9 protein-coding genes, 1 tRNA gene and 1 other RNA gene are annotated in these 15781 nt (G+C 63.4%); 6 read left to right on the top strand and 5 right to left on the bottom strand.

What is annotated here, in order from left to right; all coding sequences use genetic code 11:
* Window positions 1-253 precede the first annotated feature (253 nt).
* The 3 genes from ACX4ZE_RS07980 to ACX4ZE_RS07970 form a co-directional block, all read right to left on the bottom strand.
* The gene (locus ACX4ZE_RS07980) at window positions 254-2404 is read right to left on the bottom strand and encodes a 3-hydroxyacyl-CoA dehydrogenase NAD-binding domain-containing protein (protein WP_480272670.1); all 2151 of its coding nucleotides are present in this window, start codon (window positions 2402-2404) and stop codon (window positions 254-256) included.
* A 112-nt stretch (window positions 2405-2516) separates the two neighbouring features.
* A complete protein-coding gene (locus ACX4ZE_RS07975; protein WP_480272669.1) occupies window positions 2517-3731 on the bottom strand; it encodes an acetyl-CoA C-acetyltransferase in 1215 nt (404 codons plus the stop codon).
* A 291-nt stretch (window positions 3732-4022) separates the two neighbouring features.
* On the bottom strand, window positions 4023-6416 hold the full coding sequence (locus tag ACX4ZE_RS07970; protein ID WP_480272668.1) for a DNA polymerase III subunit gamma and tau: 2394 nt from the start codon (window positions 6414-6416) through the stop codon (window positions 4023-4025).
* 455 nt (window positions 6417-6871) lie between these two features.
* Here ACX4ZE_RS07970 and ACX4ZE_RS07965 point away from each other — a divergent pair, with 455 nt between their 5' ends.
* The 4 genes from ACX4ZE_RS07965 to ACX4ZE_RS07950 all read left to right on the top strand — a co-directional run bounded on the left by ACX4ZE_RS07965 (window position 6872) and on the right by ACX4ZE_RS07950 (window position 13006).
* Window positions 6872-7693 carry a hypothetical protein gene (locus ACX4ZE_RS07965; protein ID WP_480272667.1) on the top strand — a complete coding sequence of 274 codons (822 nt, stop codon included), beginning with the start codon at window positions 6872-6874 and terminating at the stop codon, window positions 7691-7693.
* A 79-nt stretch (window positions 7694-7772) separates the two neighbouring features.
* A complete protein-coding gene (locus ACX4ZE_RS07960; RefSeq protein WP_480272666.1) occupies window positions 7773-10019 on the top strand; it encodes an MMPL family transporter in 2247 nt (748 codons plus the stop codon).
* Between the two features lie 264 nt (window positions 10020-10283).
* Window positions 10284-11585 carry an ammonium transporter gene (locus tag ACX4ZE_RS07955; RefSeq protein WP_480272665.1) on the top strand — a complete coding sequence of 434 codons (1302 nt, stop codon included), beginning with the start codon at window positions 10284-10286 and terminating at the stop codon, window positions 11583-11585.
* Between the two features lie 602 nt (window positions 11586-12187).
* Window positions 12188-13006, top strand: coding sequence for a methyltransferase domain-containing protein (locus ACX4ZE_RS07950; RefSeq protein WP_480272664.1), 819 nt, complete (start codon window positions 12188-12190; stop codon window positions 13004-13006).
* Window positions 13007-13101: 95 nt separating this feature from the next.
* On the opposite strand, the gene ACX4ZE_RS07945 is transcribed toward ACX4ZE_RS07950, so the two are convergent.
* Together ACX4ZE_RS07945 and ffs are read right to left on the bottom strand one after the other, a co-directional pair.
* Complete coding sequence (locus tag ACX4ZE_RS07945; RefSeq protein ID WP_480272663.1) at window positions 13102-14391, bottom strand: aspartate aminotransferase type Ic; 1290 nt, start codon at window positions 14389-14391, stop codon at window positions 13102-13104.
* A gap of 153 nt (window positions 14392-14544) precedes the next feature.
* Window positions 14545-14639: signal recognition particle sRNA small type (ffs, locus tag ACX4ZE_RS07940), an RNA gene on the bottom strand.
* A 128-nt stretch (window positions 14640-14767) separates the two neighbouring features.
* Here ffs and ACX4ZE_RS07935 point away from each other — a divergent pair.
* A tRNA-Ser gene (locus ACX4ZE_RS07935) sits at window positions 14768-14852 on the top strand.
* Window positions 14853-15135: 283 nt separating this feature from the next.
* Window positions 15136-15774 carry a hypothetical protein gene (locus tag ACX4ZE_RS07930; RefSeq protein WP_480272662.1) on the top strand — a complete coding sequence of 213 codons (639 nt, stop codon included), beginning with the start codon at window positions 15136-15138 and terminating at the stop codon, window positions 15772-15774.
* Window positions 15775-15781: the final 7 nt, after the last annotated feature.

The raw sequence follows: 15781 nt of genomic DNA, 5'->3' as shown, positions 1-15781 counted from the left end.
GGTTTTCGGCAGGTCCGCACATAATCCAAACTAGCGCGGAGTGAGTACACGTGGGAGAAGTTCCCAGCCCAGATAGCCGTCCACACAACTGACGCCGATCATCGCTCGGCCGCGTTATCGAACCATTCTGTTCTGGGACTTGCGATATGGCGGGATACTCCAATAGCTCACGCCGACATAACTGGTGTGTAAACATCGAAACCCGCCACCGCGAAGGCGGTGGCGGGTTTCGATGTGGTACTCGGCGCGAAGACTACTTGCGCAATGAGGCCGGTACCTCGAAACGCTCACCATAGGTCTTGGCGAGGTAGTCGGCGCGGGCCACGAAAGCCTCTTGACCACCCGGATAGCCGACGATGAACTGATGCACACCACCGGTCCAGGCCGGGAAACCGATGCCGAAGATCGAGCCGATGTTGGCATCGGCCGTCGAAGTCAGCACGCCCTCGTCGAAGCACTTCTGGGTCTCGATCGCCTCCGCGAACAGCATGCGGTCGATCAGATCCTGCATCGAGACAGTGAAGTCTGCCGTGGTCTTGAAGTGCTCGCGCAGGCCCGGCCACAAACCGGTACGCTTGCCGTTCTCGTCGTACTCGTAGAAGCCTGCCTTCTCCAAACGGCCTGGGCGACCCTCCGACACCATGTAACCGATGACGGCGTGCGACGGATGCGGTTTGGCGCCCATAGTGGTGTCACCCGCCGCCGCGGCTTCCTGGGTCTCTTTGGCGATCTTCTGCATGAGCTTCATGTTGAGCTCATCCGTCAACTGCAGCGGCGGGGCCGGGTAGCCCGCTTGTAAACCGGCCTGCTCGATGGTCGCGGGCTCGACGCCCTCGCCGAGCATGGCGATCGCCTCGTTGACGAAGGTCGCGATCACGCGCGAGGTGAAGAAGCCACGGCTGTCGTTGACGACGATCGGGGTTTTCTTGATCGCAAGCGTGTAATCGTACACCCGGGCCAGCGCTTCATCCGAGGTCTTCTCACCTCGGATGATCTCCACCAGCGGCATCTTGTCGACTGGCGAGAAGAAGTGGATGCCGATGAAGTCTTCCTGGCGCTTCACGCCCGCCGCTAGACCGGTAATCGGCAGGGTAGAGGTGTTCGAGCCGAGCAGTGCGTCGGGGGTTACGACGTCCTCGATCTCCTTGAACACCTTGTGCTTCAGCTCGGTGTTCTCGAAGACAGCCTCGATGACGAAGTCCACCCCAGCGAAGTCGGCCGCGTCCGCGCTCGGCTTGATCCGGTCCAGCAGCGCCTTGGACTTCTCCTCCGTGGTTTTGCCGCGGGAGAGTGCCTTCTCCTCCAGCTTCACCGAGTAGTCCTTGCCGCGCTCGGCCGCCTCTAGCGAGACGTCCTTCAGCACGACCTCGTAGCCTGCCTTAGCGGAGACGTAGGCGATGCCCGCGCCCATCATGCCCGCGCCGAGCACGCCGATCTTGTTGATCTCCTTCTTCGGCACATCCTTCGGCCGCGAGCCACCGTTGTTGATGTGCTGCAGGTCGAAGAAGAACGCCTGGATCATGTTCTTCGCGACCGGACCGGTGAGCAGGCTCACGAAGTAACGGGACTCGATCAGCGACGCGTTGTCGATGTCGACCTGCGCGCTTTCCACTGCAGCCGACATGATGGCACGCGGCGCGGGCATATTCGCGCCCTTGAGCTGTTTGCGCAGATTCGCCGGGAACGCGGGCAAGTTCGCCGCGAAAGCGGGCGAGGACGGGGTGCCGCCGGGGATCTTGAAGCCCTTCTTGTCCCACGGCTGCACGCCGGCTTCGGGGTTGGCCTTGATCCATGCTTTGGCCGCGGGGAGCAGCTCCTCTACCGAACCGACGAGCTCGTCGACCAGACCGATCTGCTTGGCCTTGGCCGGCTTGTTGCGCTGACCCTGCAGCAGCACCTGCATCAGAGCATTCTGCAGGCCCAGCATGCGCACGGTGCGGATAACGCCACCGCCCGCGGGCAGCAGGCCGAGGGTGACCTCGGGCAGACCGATCTGCGAACCGGGCACGTCGGCCGCGATGCGGTGGTGGGTAGCCAGCGCGATCTCCAGACCGCCGCCGAGCGCGGCGCCGTTGATGGCGGCGACGACCGGCTTGCCCAGCTGCTCCAGGCGCCGCAACGGACCCTTGATCTCACCGAGCTCGTCCATCAGAGCCGCGGCGTCGTCCGGGCCGACCTTCATCATGTTCTTCAGATCGCCACCGGCGAAAAAGGTCTTCTTCGCGGAGGTCAGCACGACACCGGCGATAGAGTCCTTCTCTGCCTCCAGCCGGTCTACAGTAGCCGCCATCGACTTCTTGTACAGGTCGTTCATCGTGTTGGCGCCCTGGCTCGGGTCGTCCATCGTCAGCACGACGATGCCGTCCGAATCCTGCTCCCAACCGATCATGTTGGTTTCGCTCACAGCTTTGTGTCTCCTTGGTGAATACGCGGCGTGCGCAGGCCCCATGTGATCATGGAGGCCACCGCCTCCGGGACCGACACGCACGCCGCCACTATCCGCTGCCGGTTGGGAATCAGACCCGCTCGATGATGGTGGCCACGCCCATGCCGCCGCCGATGCACAGAGTGATCAGCGCGTAGCGGCCGTTGCGACGCTCCAGTTCGTCGATCATGGTGCCGGTGATCATCGCACCGGTCGCACCCAGTGGGTGGCCCATAGCGATCGCACCACCATTGACGTTCAACTTCTCATCCGGGATGTTCAGGTCCTTCTGGAACTTCAGCACCACGGAGGCGAACGCCTCGTTGATCTCGACAAGGTCCATGTCGTCGATGGTCAGCCCCGCCTTGGCCAGCACCTTCTTCGTGGCCGGGGTCGGCCCGGTGAGCATGATGGTGGGGTCGGCGCCGCTGGTCGCGGTCGCGACAACGCGCGCACGCGGGGTGAGACCGGAGGCCTTGCCCGCTTCTTCGGAGCCAACAAGCACCAGCGCGGCGCCATCGACTATGCCGGAGCTGTTTCCGCCGTGATGCACGTGGTTGATCTTCTCGACGAAGTAGAACTTCTGCAGCGCCACCGCGTCGAAACCACCCATCTCACCGATCGTGGCGAAGGACGGCTGCAGCTTGGCCAGGTCCGCTGCGGTCGTTCCGGGACGCATATGCTCGTCTTTGTCCAGCACGACGATGCCGTTCTGGTCCTTGACCGGGACGATCGACTTGGCGAAGTACCCGCCGGTGGTGGCCTTGGCCGCCAGCTCCTGCGAACGCACCGCGTACGCGTCGACATCATCGCGGGAGAAGCCCTCTATGGTGGCGATCAGGTCGGCGGACACCCCCTGCGGAACGAAGTAGGTATCGTAGTTGGTGGCCGGGTCCAGCGCCCAAGGGCCGCCGTCGGAGCCCATCGGCACGCGAGACATGGACTCGACACCACCGGCGAGAACCAGATCGTCGAATCCGGAGCGGACTTTCTGCGCGGCCATGTTGATCGATTCCAGGCCAGATGCACAGAAGCGGTTGATCTGGACACCGCCGACCGTATCCGGCAAGCCGGCCGCGTTGACCGCCGTGCGGGCGATATCGGCACCTTGGTCGCCGACCGGCGCGACCACGCCGAGGATCACGTCGGAGATCCGTTCCTCGTCGAGGTTCGGGAAACGACCGCGCAGTTCCTGGATCAGACCAACAGTCAAGTCAATCGGCTTGACCGAGTGCAGCGAGCCGGTCTTCTTGCCGCGGCCACGCGGAGTGCGGATGGCCTCGTAGATGTAGGCCTCTGTGGTCATATCGGAGTGTTCCTTCCTTAAGGTGCGGCGGGGCCGGACTTTCGTCCGTCCGAGCGCTGGTGTGCGACCACGTCGCGGATACGACATGGCCACAGCTGACCTCGCCGACCGTCCCTGTGACCAACCGGTCCTAACACTGTACAAATCCAGGCAGGAGCAGCGGTCACACGACTCGGTCGTACGCCTGGGCATACTTTAGAGCGTCGCCTTGCCGAGGCTCGCGACTACCCGTTCATACTACCGCGAGATGTGCGAACTCTGGTTAACTTAACGTCGTTGGAACGGTGGTTGTCAACCGTCCAGAGGTGTGGCGCCGAGTTCCCTCTTCAGCAATTCCATGGCGACCTCGTCCGGGTCGCGTCGATCGCTCAGGGGCACCGGATCAGCCGCCGCGGCCAACATCTCTCGCTCTTCTTCCGGTGTCGAGGCCGGAACGGCACTGCCACCGGACCACCCGCTGTCGGGTGACGCTTCTTCACTCGGCGCACTGTCGTATCGCGGGTAGTCCGCAGGCCCAGGATCGTCCGGCAAGTCGGGGTAGTCGGGCGGCGGAATATCGTCGTCGGCATATGACTGCGGGGTGGTGTCACCCGGACGCACGCGCCCCTCGACCGGCTTACCCACGCCCGCGTTCCCCACCTGGCTCGGACGCGAATAGCGCGGCGGCGCGGGGGCTGCAGTAGCCCGCCCGGCCGCTTGGCTACCCGCGCGCCCGTGCGAGCGCTGCCCTGCACCGCCGGATCGTAGCGGCGCGGCAGACCTGGGCGGCACTGCGCCCACTTCCCAGCGCACCTCGTGGTCACGTCCGAGTACTAACCGCACCGCCGACCGTACCGCCTCCAAGTTCCGCGGATCCGATAACCGCTGCGCCAGCGGTGGGTGCTGATGCGCGAACACGATCGCAGTGCCCTCGACCCGCACGACCGACGCACCGGCAAGCATCGCCTGCACAGCCGCACCGAATTCCCGCACCGCAGTCTTGATCTCCGCCCAGGCGGCTTCTACTTCGCGCAGTAGGTCGCCCGGCGCCGCGGATGCCGGTTGCCCTGCCGCGTCGTCTCGCGGCGCTGTATGGATGGTCGCCACAGGTACTGCTGTCGCTATGGGCGCCGCCCGCACACTGTCGGACACGGCTGAACCCGCTGCGCTCCCTATACCGCCGCGCGGCGCCTCTGGTTCGGCGCTGTCGGACGACCCGCCACCACGCAGAGCCGACCGACCGGCATCCTCTGCGCCGGTGGCAGCGGCATCACCGACTATCGGGGTACCTCGCCCGCCTCCCTCGCCTGGTCCCGCAGTGCGACCACTACTCCCACTACTTTCCCGGCGAATACTCCCACTACTTTCCCGGCGAATAGCCGCCAATGCTTCCGCACCGCGGCGACGCGGCGGCTCGATCTCAGGCGCGCTCGTAGTCACAGGGGCATCGCTCGTAGTCACAGGGGCATCGCTCGTCGTCACGGGGACAGAAGACGGCGTGGAGGCAGAAGGCGGGGTCATCGGCGCGACGGGCGCGGCGTAGGAGGAACCGCTCTCCAATCCCCGTTCCAGCCGCTCCAACCGCTGCAGAGTGGCGGTTTCGGTATCCGATACCGCGGGCAGCAGCATACGGGCGCAGACCACCTCCAGTAGCAATCGCGGCGTCGTAGCACCGCGCATCTCTCCGAGCCCCTCATGTAACAGTTCGGCGTACCGGGTCAAAGTGGCCAGACCCGAACGTTCGGCTTGCCCGCGCATCCGATCGAGCGCATCGCCAGGACCGGTGACCAATCCACGCTCAGCGGCATCAGGCACCGCACGCAGCAGGATCAGGTCACGGAAACGGTCGAGCAGGTCAGCGGCGAACCGGCGCGGATCATGCCCCGCCTCCATCATTCGATCGATCGTGCCGAACAGCGCGGCCCCGTCCTCGGTAGCCAGCGCTTCGACGGCATCATCGATCAACGCCACATCGGTAACACCGAGCAATGCGACTGCCCTGGAATACGTCACCCCCGCCGTACCCGCGCCGGCCAACAACTGGTCGAGCACGCTCAGGCTGTCTCGCGGCGAGCCGCCACCCGCACGAATCACCAAGGGGTACACAGCTTCTTCCACTGGAACATGCTCCTGCTCGCAGATCCGCCCGAGCAGACCTCGCATGACAGCGGGCGGCAGCAACCGGAACGGGTAATGGTGCGTGCGCGAACGGATAGTCGGCAGCACCTTCTCCGGCTCAGTGGTAGCGAAGATGAAGATCAAATGCGCCGGTGGCTCCTCCACAATCTTGAGCAGCGCGTTGAAACCCGCAGTGGTCACCATGTGCGCCTCGTCGACGATGAACACCCGGTACCTGGACTCGGCAGGCGCGTAGAAGGCGCGATCTCGTAGTTCACGGGTGTCGTCGACACCACCATGGCTCGCGGCGTCGAGTTCTACGACGTCCAGATTGCCCGGCCCGCCGGGGCCGAGCGCCACACAGGACGGACAGATACCACACGGAGTCGAGGTCGGCCCCTGCGTACAGTTCAGCGACCTGGCGAGAATTCGCGCGGACGAGGTCTTCCCACAGCCGCGCGGACCGGAGAACAGATAGGCGTGATTGATCCGGCCCGTGTCGAGCGCGATACTCAGGGGGTCGGTGACGTGCTCCTGACCCACCACCTCAGCGAACGTTGCCGGTCGGTACTTCCGGTACAGAGCCACGGCCAGAGGTTACCGGTGACTGGCGACAAACGACATCCCCGCCCACCCCGATGGCCGCACGATATATTTACAACCCAAACCGTGATTTACATCACAACATACGTAGCGACTTCTTTGATGGGCAACTCAGGAACAGCAGTAGGCAAATTATGAGCAATCACTCATTGATATCCCGTGCAAAACGGACTCTACACACCACGTTACCCCTTAATAACTCGTAATATGAACCAGCGCCCCGAATAACCGCGACTTTCCGGAGGTAACGAAATCATTACCATGGGTGACAGCGATGCAATCGGCTAGCTAACGTGGCAAGCGGCAACTTCGGTAGCCAAACCTTCATCAGGTTGGTGACCCCGGCCGGTCCCTCATCCCGACCGGGGCACAACCAATAAGTTTCGGCCCGGGGTAACACCCGCGCCAATTTCCACACTTCCACCGGAGGAACCTCCACCGTGCCGTCGTGTGACAACATCGCCGCCGCCTGGCTGTCCAGCACCGAATTCGCGGGCGACCGCTCCGCCGTTGCCCTGCTGAGCCGTGCCATCAGCCCGCAAGATTTCGCGATCAAGCGCGATTCCCTACCGGTGACCGCGGCGGCCGACCCGGCTACCGCCTCCGCCATCCTCGAACTCCTCGAACGTGGCCAGGTGCCGACCATGGCTGCGATCCGCACCCTGACCACGCAGAACGAAATGCGCCGCGAGGCCGAGCGTATCGAGCGTCTCGGCCGCCGTGCTCAACGCAGCATCGATGACTTCGGACGAGTGCTCGCCAAGCTCGCCGACGCGCACTGGACCGCACACGGCCATGGCCCCACCCGCCGCGATGTACTGTGCAGCGAACAGATCATGACGCTGATCCGCACCCGCGTCGGCGATATCGCTCCCGCGGCGGTCAAGCATCTCTGGTTGATCGAGCGAGCGCAACGCGCGGGCTGGATAGCCTCCAACGCCAATCCCCGGTCCTTGTGTGCCGGTCGGCGCTTTCATGCCGCCCAGTACGGCAACCGAGTGTCGCTGCGCCCGGTGAACACTATCGGAACTGTGATCGCGACCTACCTCGCTGACTATCTGAACGAACACGGTCACCCACCGCGCTGGTCGGTCGTCGCGCAGGAGCTGCGCGATGACCGCGGTCGGCGGATCTTCCACAACACCGCCGACGCTCGCGCCCAGCAGCTCTGGTTGACCACCGCAGAGTGGGTGGACATGCATGACGGCCTCCCCGTACCCGGTCGCCGGGGGCTGCGGGCAATTCGAAAATCCCGCGGTTGACCAACAGCATGTTGAGCAGTCCTGGCAGTAGCGAATTCCGGCGCGATATTCTCGCGATCGGTCACCGAGCAGGGCTGTAATGCTGACCCGGATAGCCCGGCTTGCGACCCGGATACCACGCACGGTATTGGCAATCGCGTTCGTTCTCGCCGTGCTGTGCGGCGCCTTCGGCGCGACAGCGATTACACACTTGAAATCCGGCGGGTTGACCTCGCCCAATGCCGAGTCCGCCCGGGCCATCCAGCTCATGGGCGATAAATTCGGTGGAGCGATGCCCAACTTCGTCATGCTGGTCAGCTCGGATGCCGGCGTAGAAGATCCAGACGTGGAGGCGAAGGGCATCGAACTGGTGAACGCGCTGAAAGCGCGCCCGGATATCGAAGGCGTCAATTCCTACTGGACCGCTCCTGCCTTATTGAGGAGCGCGCTGCGCAGCACTGATGGCAAGAAAGCCTTGATCGTCGCCTATCTAGCGGGCGACGAGAACCGAATACAGCAGATCGCCGGCGAGCTGGAGAAGCAGCTCACCGGCGACTTCAACGGCATTACCGTCCGCCAAGGCGGCATCGCCGCGCTGTATCACGATATGAACGTGGAAGTCACCCGAGACCTCGCTGTAGCAGAGGGTATCGCGGTGCCGCTGTCGATGGTCGTGCTGACCTTGGTGTTCGGCAGCCTTATCGCTGCCGTCCTGCCCGTGGCCATCGGCCTGTTCGCCATTGTGGCGACACTGGCGATCTTGCATTTGTTCACCTTGTTCACCGATGTCTCGATCTACGCGCTGAACTTGACGACGGCACTGGGCTTAGCGCTGGCTATCGACTACAGCCTGTTCATCGTCAGCCGCTTCCGGGAAGAACTCGACAACGGACTCGACCCGACCGCGGCCGCCATCCGGTCCGTGCAGACCGCGGGACGCACTGTGTTGTTCTCCGCACTTACCGTAGCGCTCTCTATGGCCGCGCTGGTCGTGTTCGACGTGTACTTCCTGAAATCTTTCGCCTATTCGGGCGTCGCGGTCGTCGGCGCGGCAGCAATCGCGGCAATCCTGGTCCTGCCTGCGGCGCTCACCCTGCTCGGCCCTCGGGTGAACGCCCTCGACCTACGGATTCCCCTGCGGCGCTTGTTCCACCGGTCCGCTCCGGCACCCGGTCCCCAGATGCTCGAGCAGACCGGCTGGTACCGAGTAGTCAGTCTGGTGATGCGGCACGCGGCACCGGTCACGATCGCGATCATCGTGATACTGCTCGCGCTCGGCTCCCCGTTCTTGTCGGTGAAGTTCGGCTACCCTGACGATCGGGTATTGGCTTCCGACGCCGCCAGTCGTCAGGTCGGTGACACACTACGCGCCGAGTTCCCCCAGGCCAACCCCGTGGACACCACCACGATCGTGTTGGACGGTTATCACGGCGACGCTGCGGCGATCGGTAGGTATGCCGCCGAGCTGTCCCAGATCGACGCCGTGACCACAGTGCTGTCCAATGCCGGAACCTACGTCTCCGGAAACCGTGTCGCCCCAGCCCCGCCCGGTATGGCCAACGACGCAGGAACCTTTCTGACCGTCACCACCAGGGTTGATCCCTCCTCCTCCGCCGGTGAACAACAACTGCGGACGATCCGTGCGATCCCCGCACCGGGCCCCGCGCTTTATGGTGGTGTCGCGTCGACCAATGCCGACTCCCTGAGCGCACTGGCCGATCGGCTTCCGATCGCGAGTGTGCTGATCGGGCTGACTACGTTCATCGTGCTGTTCCTGTTCACCGGAAGCATCGTGCTGCCGATCAAAGCACTCGCATTGAGCACGCTTTCCCTTGGCGCGGCATTCGGCGCGATGGTATGGGTGTTCCAGGATGGACACCTGTCCGGGCTACTCGGCTTCACTCCGACGGGCTACCTGATTCCGACTATCCCGATTCTGATGTTCTGCCTAGCCTTCGGCCTGTCGGTGGACTACGAGATGTTCCTGTTGTCGCGGGTGCGGGAGGAATGGCTGGCCACCCGTGATAACACCCGTGCGATCGCGGCCGGGGTGGCACGCACGGGCCGTATCGTCACCGCCGCGGCCGTTCTGATGGCTATCGTGTTCGGCGCATTGACGACCTCGAAAGTGTCGTTTATACAGCTGATGGGACTCGGACTCATGCTGACCGTGCTGGTCGACGCCACGATCATCCGTACCATGCTCGCACCCGCGCTCATGCGGCTGCTCGGCTCGGTCAACTGGTGGGCGCCCGGACCGCTAGTTCGCCTGCATACCGCAATCGGGTTGAACGAAGGCGAAACCACCACCGAGACTCGCACGATGGAAACCGCGAGACGGGCGTGATCGGTGACGAACAGCCACGGCCGCCGCGTCCAGGCTGAATACCCGGACACCTCACCACAGCATGCCCGAACACCACATCCACCGCGCTCGCGATGTGACCGGCACCAAATCCGATTCCTGGATATGGGCTAGCACCCGGATATCCAAGTCACGATCGGACTGCGATCTGGCCGGAGCCAGTACGTGCTCCACACGGCCGTCGAGCCGTTAGTGACTGTTCGGTAACTTTCTCGCAACGCATGAACGCGTGAAAGGAGTCAACCCGTGTCCTCAACTATCGATCCCGCAGCCACCGCCTGGCTGCTCGTCAGTACGGCTCTGGTCCTTTTGATGACCCCAGGCCTGGCCATTTTCTACGGTGGGATGGTGCGCTCGACCGGCGTACTCAACATGCTGATGATGAGTTTCATCAGCATTCCGCTGGTAACTGTGACATGGTTACTGTTCGGCTACAGTCTCGCCTTCGGCGACGACGCGGGTGGTGGACTGATCGGTGGCTCTAGCCATTTCGGGATGCGCGGCATAGACCCGAATTCCGTGCAGGGCTCGGTCCCCGAACTACTGTTCGCAACATTTCAGTTAACTTTCGCCATCCTGACCGCCGCACTGGTCAGTGGCGCCATTGCCGATCGGGCCAAGTTCGTCTCATGGATGATCTTCGTACCACTCTGGGCACTAGCAGTATACGCGCCGATCGCCCACTGGGTATGGGGTCCGGACGGCTGGCTCGCCTCATTCGGAGCGCTGGACTACGCGGGCGGTCTGGTAGTCGAGATCGCTTCCGGCGCATCGGCCTTGGCGCTTGCCTTGGTATTGGGTCCACGTATCGGGTTCAAGGTCGACGCGATGCGCCCGCACAATCTGCCTTTCGTGCTGCTCGGCGCGAGCTTGCTATGGTTCGGCTGGTTCGGCTTCAACGCCGGCTCGGCCCTGGCTGCGGATGGCCTCGCCGCGGCAGTCTTCTTGAATACACTGGTCGCGGGCTGCTTGGGCATGCTCGGCTGGCTCGTGGTGGAACAGATCCGCGATGGCAAACCGACGACCTTCGGTGCCGCTTCCGGTGTAGTGGCCGGCCTGGTTGCCATCACCCCATCTTGCGGATCGGTCAACACGCTCGGCGCGCTGCTCGTCGGTCTCACGGCCGGCATGGTGTGCTCATTCGCCGTCGGCTGGAAGTTCAAGGCGGGCTATGACGACTCGCTGGACGTTGTGGGCGTGCACCTGGTCGGCGGTGTTGTCGGCACTGTGCTGATCGGCCTGCTCGCCACCCAGGTAATGACTGGCGGGGTCGAAGGACTGTTCTTCGGCGGAGGCTTCACTCAACTCGGCAAACAGCTGGTGGCCGTGCTCGTGGTCGCTGCTTACGCGTTCGGGATTTCGTTCGCACTCGGCAAAGGCATCGACAAACTGATCGGGTTCCGGGTCAGCAAAGAAGACGAAACCGCGGGTATCGACTTTGCCCTGCACGCCGAAACGGCATATGCCGAAGGGGTACACGGACATGCGCCGCGGCGGCTCGGCGAGGGACACCTTGGCCGCACACTGGAGAACGACCGAACGGTCTGAACACATCGGGCGGCCACCGGAATCACTCTCGATGTGGGCGTGAGATGTCAGTCGTTCATCGCACCGAGCCCACTGGTGCGATGAACCTGCCTCGGCGGGCCGTATGATCTCCGTCTTGGCCTGTTTCGAACCACAGCTCGTCGTTCTACGAGAATCCACGACCGCGCGTATCACCCGCCTGATCACCACGACTGTAGGCACCCTCGCGGACTACGGCACACTGTTGTCATCATGCTCACCGGTATCGCGCCCCTGCCGCTATCGAAGTATCCGCCGGTACGTACCACTCGTGGGGGATGGAGCTCGCTCGGCATATCCGCACAGCGCAGCGTGCCCCGGAAGTGATAGGGCAGGAACAAATTCCGCATCTTCGCATTAGCAAGACCCTCGGTCGCAGACGGTCCACGCCGATGGCACGAAAACCATCGTCCACATTGAAGGCGGCAACAAGGCCACAGCGCTATCACACCGTAGTATATAGTGACTTAGCTCACACTTTTAACGCGCGAATAGCCGACCCGCCGCGTAGGCTCCAGGCCATGCCTCCGATGACGGTGACATCGACCAGTACGACGGCAACGGCCGGGGATGGACACAGGCTCATGAACGCCTACGCATTACGCCCAGATCGGTTCGATCGAGCAGGCCGAGATCAGCTTGTCGACGTTCGCGACCTCGAGGCCGCGCTACCCGGTATTCGTAGACTACGTGCGTGGGCGCACGAAGCGCTCGCGCTGCGCCCCGGCGAACACGCCGTGGATATCGGTTCCGGCACCGGCTCAGAAGTCATCACCTTCGCCGAAGCCGTGGGTCCGAACGGCAATGCGGTCGGCGTCGAGCCGGACCCGCAGCTACTCGCCACCGCTGAGCGCCGCGCCGCTCAGGCCGGCGCTACAGTCGCATTCCATCCCGGCGACGCCTATGGCATACCGTTCGGCGCGAACAGCTTCGACGCCGTCCTATGCGAGCGCGTCTTTCAGCACCTGACCGCTCCAGCCCGCGCGGCCAAAGAGATAGTACGAGTACTGCGGCCAGGTGGACGCGTCGTGGTAGTAGACAGCGATTGGGATACCGCGATCGTGCATCCTGGGGACCGGCAGGTTGCGCGTGAGGTGATCGACACACTGATTTCGGCGACCACCAACCCGTTGTCCGGACGCCGCATCCCGGGACTGCTCACCGAAGCAGGCCTCATGGTCGACGATATCGGCTCGCAAGCTCTGATACAGGACCACAGTGTCGGCGCGGGTGCGTTGGTCACCAGGATCTCCGCTATGACGGTCGCGCGCGGCGCGATCACCAGCGCGCAGCGCGATCAACTACTCGCCGACCTGGAGGCAGGCGCGGCTGACGGCGATATCCATATCTCGGTCACCATATTCGCCGTTCTCGCCCACAAACCGCACCGAACCGATCGATGACTGCGGATAGATAGCCCGTGCTCGGCTCGGCAGCCGAGCCGAGCACGGGCAGACTCGATCAGGTTCGGCGCACTTCGGCGCTGTGATGCGATCCCCTATCGACTGAGCAGCCTCTCGGTAGCCGCGAGCAGCACACAGGTGGCCAGTCCATCCATCGCTTTTTCCAATTCGGACAGCTTCGGAAAGCTCGGCGCGATCCGGATGTTCTTGTCCTCCGGATCTTTCCGGTACGGGAAAGCCGAGCCCGCCGCAGTCAGCGCGATCCCAGCATCCTTCGCGAGCGAGATCACCCGCGTCGCGGTGCCCTCGAGCACATCCAAGCTGATGAAGTAGCCGCCCTTCGGCTCGGTCCAGGAGGCCACCTTGGACGGACCGAGGCGCTCGGTCAGGATCTTCAGCACCAGCGCGAATTTCGGCTCCAGGATCGCGCGGTGTTTCTGCATGTGCGCCCGCACACCGTCGGCATCTTCGAAGAAGCGCAGGTGCCGCAGCTGGTTGATCTTGTCCGGCCCGATGCTGTTGCGCGCCGCGTGGCGCAGATACCAGTTCAGGTTCGCCGTCGAACCGCCGAGGAAACTCACACCAGCGCCGGCAAAGGTGATCTTCGAAGTAGAGGCGAATACCATTGGTCGGTTGGGGTTTCCAGCTGCGGCGGCCATGCCGAGCACATCGAATACCGGGGCCGCGATGTCGGTGAGCGGGTGCACCGCGTACGCATTGTCCCACAACAGCCGGAAGTCGGGCGCCGAGGCAGGCATGGAAACCAGTTCGCGAACAACCTCTTCGGAGAAGGAAACACCGGTCGGGTTGGCGTAGTTCGGCACCGCCCACAAGCCCTTGATCTGTGGGTCGTTCGCCAACAGATCGGCGATGATACGAGTGTCCGGGCCGTCGTGGTGCATAGGAATCGGGATCATCTCGAAACCGAGCGCCTCGGTGATCGCGAAGTGCCGGTCGTAGCCCGGGGAAGGACACAAGAACTTCACGGTGTCCTCGACAACCCAACGCCGCTCGGAGTCATCAGTGCCGTGCAGCATCGCGTAGGTGATCACATCGTGCATCAGTTCGAGACTGGCATTGTTGCCCGCGAGCAGGTTGTCCACCGGGATATGGAGCAACTCGCCGAAGATCGCGCGTAACTCAGGGAGACCATGCAAGCCTCCGTAATTGCGGCAGTCGGTACCGGAACCGTCCCGGAAATCGCCCGCACCCGGCAGCTCGAGCAGCGCGGCAGACAAGTCGAGTTGTTCCGGTGAAGGCTTTCCTCTGGTCAAGTCCAGTGCGAGCTTCTCGGCCCCGAGCTTCGCGTAGTTCGCGGACTGGGTCTCGTGTTCGCGCACGAGTTCCTCATAGCTCATCAAACCGATCTGCGTTTGCCGGGGCATCCTGGGCAGCCTTTCACGCACTGAAGGGACGGAAACTTGGCCGGACCGATGTGCGGCGGCGGCCGATATTCACGTTACCCGTGCGCCACTCGGATGCTACGCAAATAAGGCGCGTTGCCCTACGGGAGGAACCTCCGGTCACACGATCCCTTGATAAGGGGACCCCGCGCACCCGGCAGAGCCCGTTGACCCTTGCTGCCTTCCGGCCCTGGGGGGGTTCACAGGATGCGCGCCGCGCGGGATCCGTTGGTCAGTGTAGCGGGTCAGCCGCCCAACTCAACACTCGCGGACTCTCTATCCATTTCAACCAGGCATTTCACCCACTCCAGCCGCCCTATTTGGCGACTGGGCGGTGCTTACCGGTATGCTGCTGCACGGAGGATTCGCCTAGTGGCCTATGGCGCTCGCCTGGAACGCGGGTTGGGTTAACGCCCTCAGGGGTTCAAATCCCCTATCCTCCGCCGGAGAGGGGCCGGGTGGGTGTGCTTCCAGCGCATCCGCCCGGCCCCTCTGATATCAACAACGGCCATCCACCGGTCGGGGCACACACCATCGAGTTCCGCACTTCAGTCGAGTAGGACACCACACCTCATCCGGTTCATCGCAGCATCGGTGTCGGGTTCATGTCGAACTTCAGGATTTCACCGGTAGAACCGGATGAGATGCAGGAAAAGCGCAGGGTCGATATTCAGGGTCCAGCGATCGCGGCTGTGCTGCTTCCGATTACGATGCGATGATCTTCCCGTGACTCAGTGGCTTCCACTCCTCGGTTCCCTCGTCGTTGCCGGTGCGGCATTGGTTGGCGTATTGGCAGGCAACCGCACCAATCGCGCGGCGGTCGATGCCGCGGATGAGCGGAATCGGGTGACACTCGATGCCGCGCAGCGCAGTGTGGAGTTGACCAACGCGGCGGCAGATCGCCGTGATCACGAGAAGTGGCGGCGGGAGTCTGTGCTGTCCGCGGTGTCCTCGGTACTGGCGATATCCAGCGATGTCCGGCAGCAGTTGCTGCATTGTGAGCGCTGGGAGGCCGAGGAGCTGGATCAGGTTACCGAAGACATTCGTCGGTCCATCGCAGGGTCGAGCGGCTTCATTAGTGGCCTACGTGTTGTGTCGCAGCGCAAGATTCCCAATCGCTGCGAGGATTTGATGCGCACGCTCACTGCGGCGCTACACATCACCGTGCAGCGCCGCGGGGTCGAACTCGATGGTGAAGCCACCGCCGAAGAGATCGCGGAAATTCAGGCGCTATGGTCACGGGCGATCGAGAACACCATCGAGGAGGAACGCTCGGTGATCAACGCGACCCGGGCCGACCTTGATATCAAGGTCTCCAGTGACCTCCCGCACTCCACGCCGCAGCCCGCCCTCACCCGAGCCTGAGTCACTG

The organism is Nocardia sp. TBRC8007 (genome assembly GCF_056629435.1).
The sequence above is the reverse complement of the archived record's forward strand: the minus strand, read 5'-3'. Positions and strand labels throughout refer to the sequence as shown.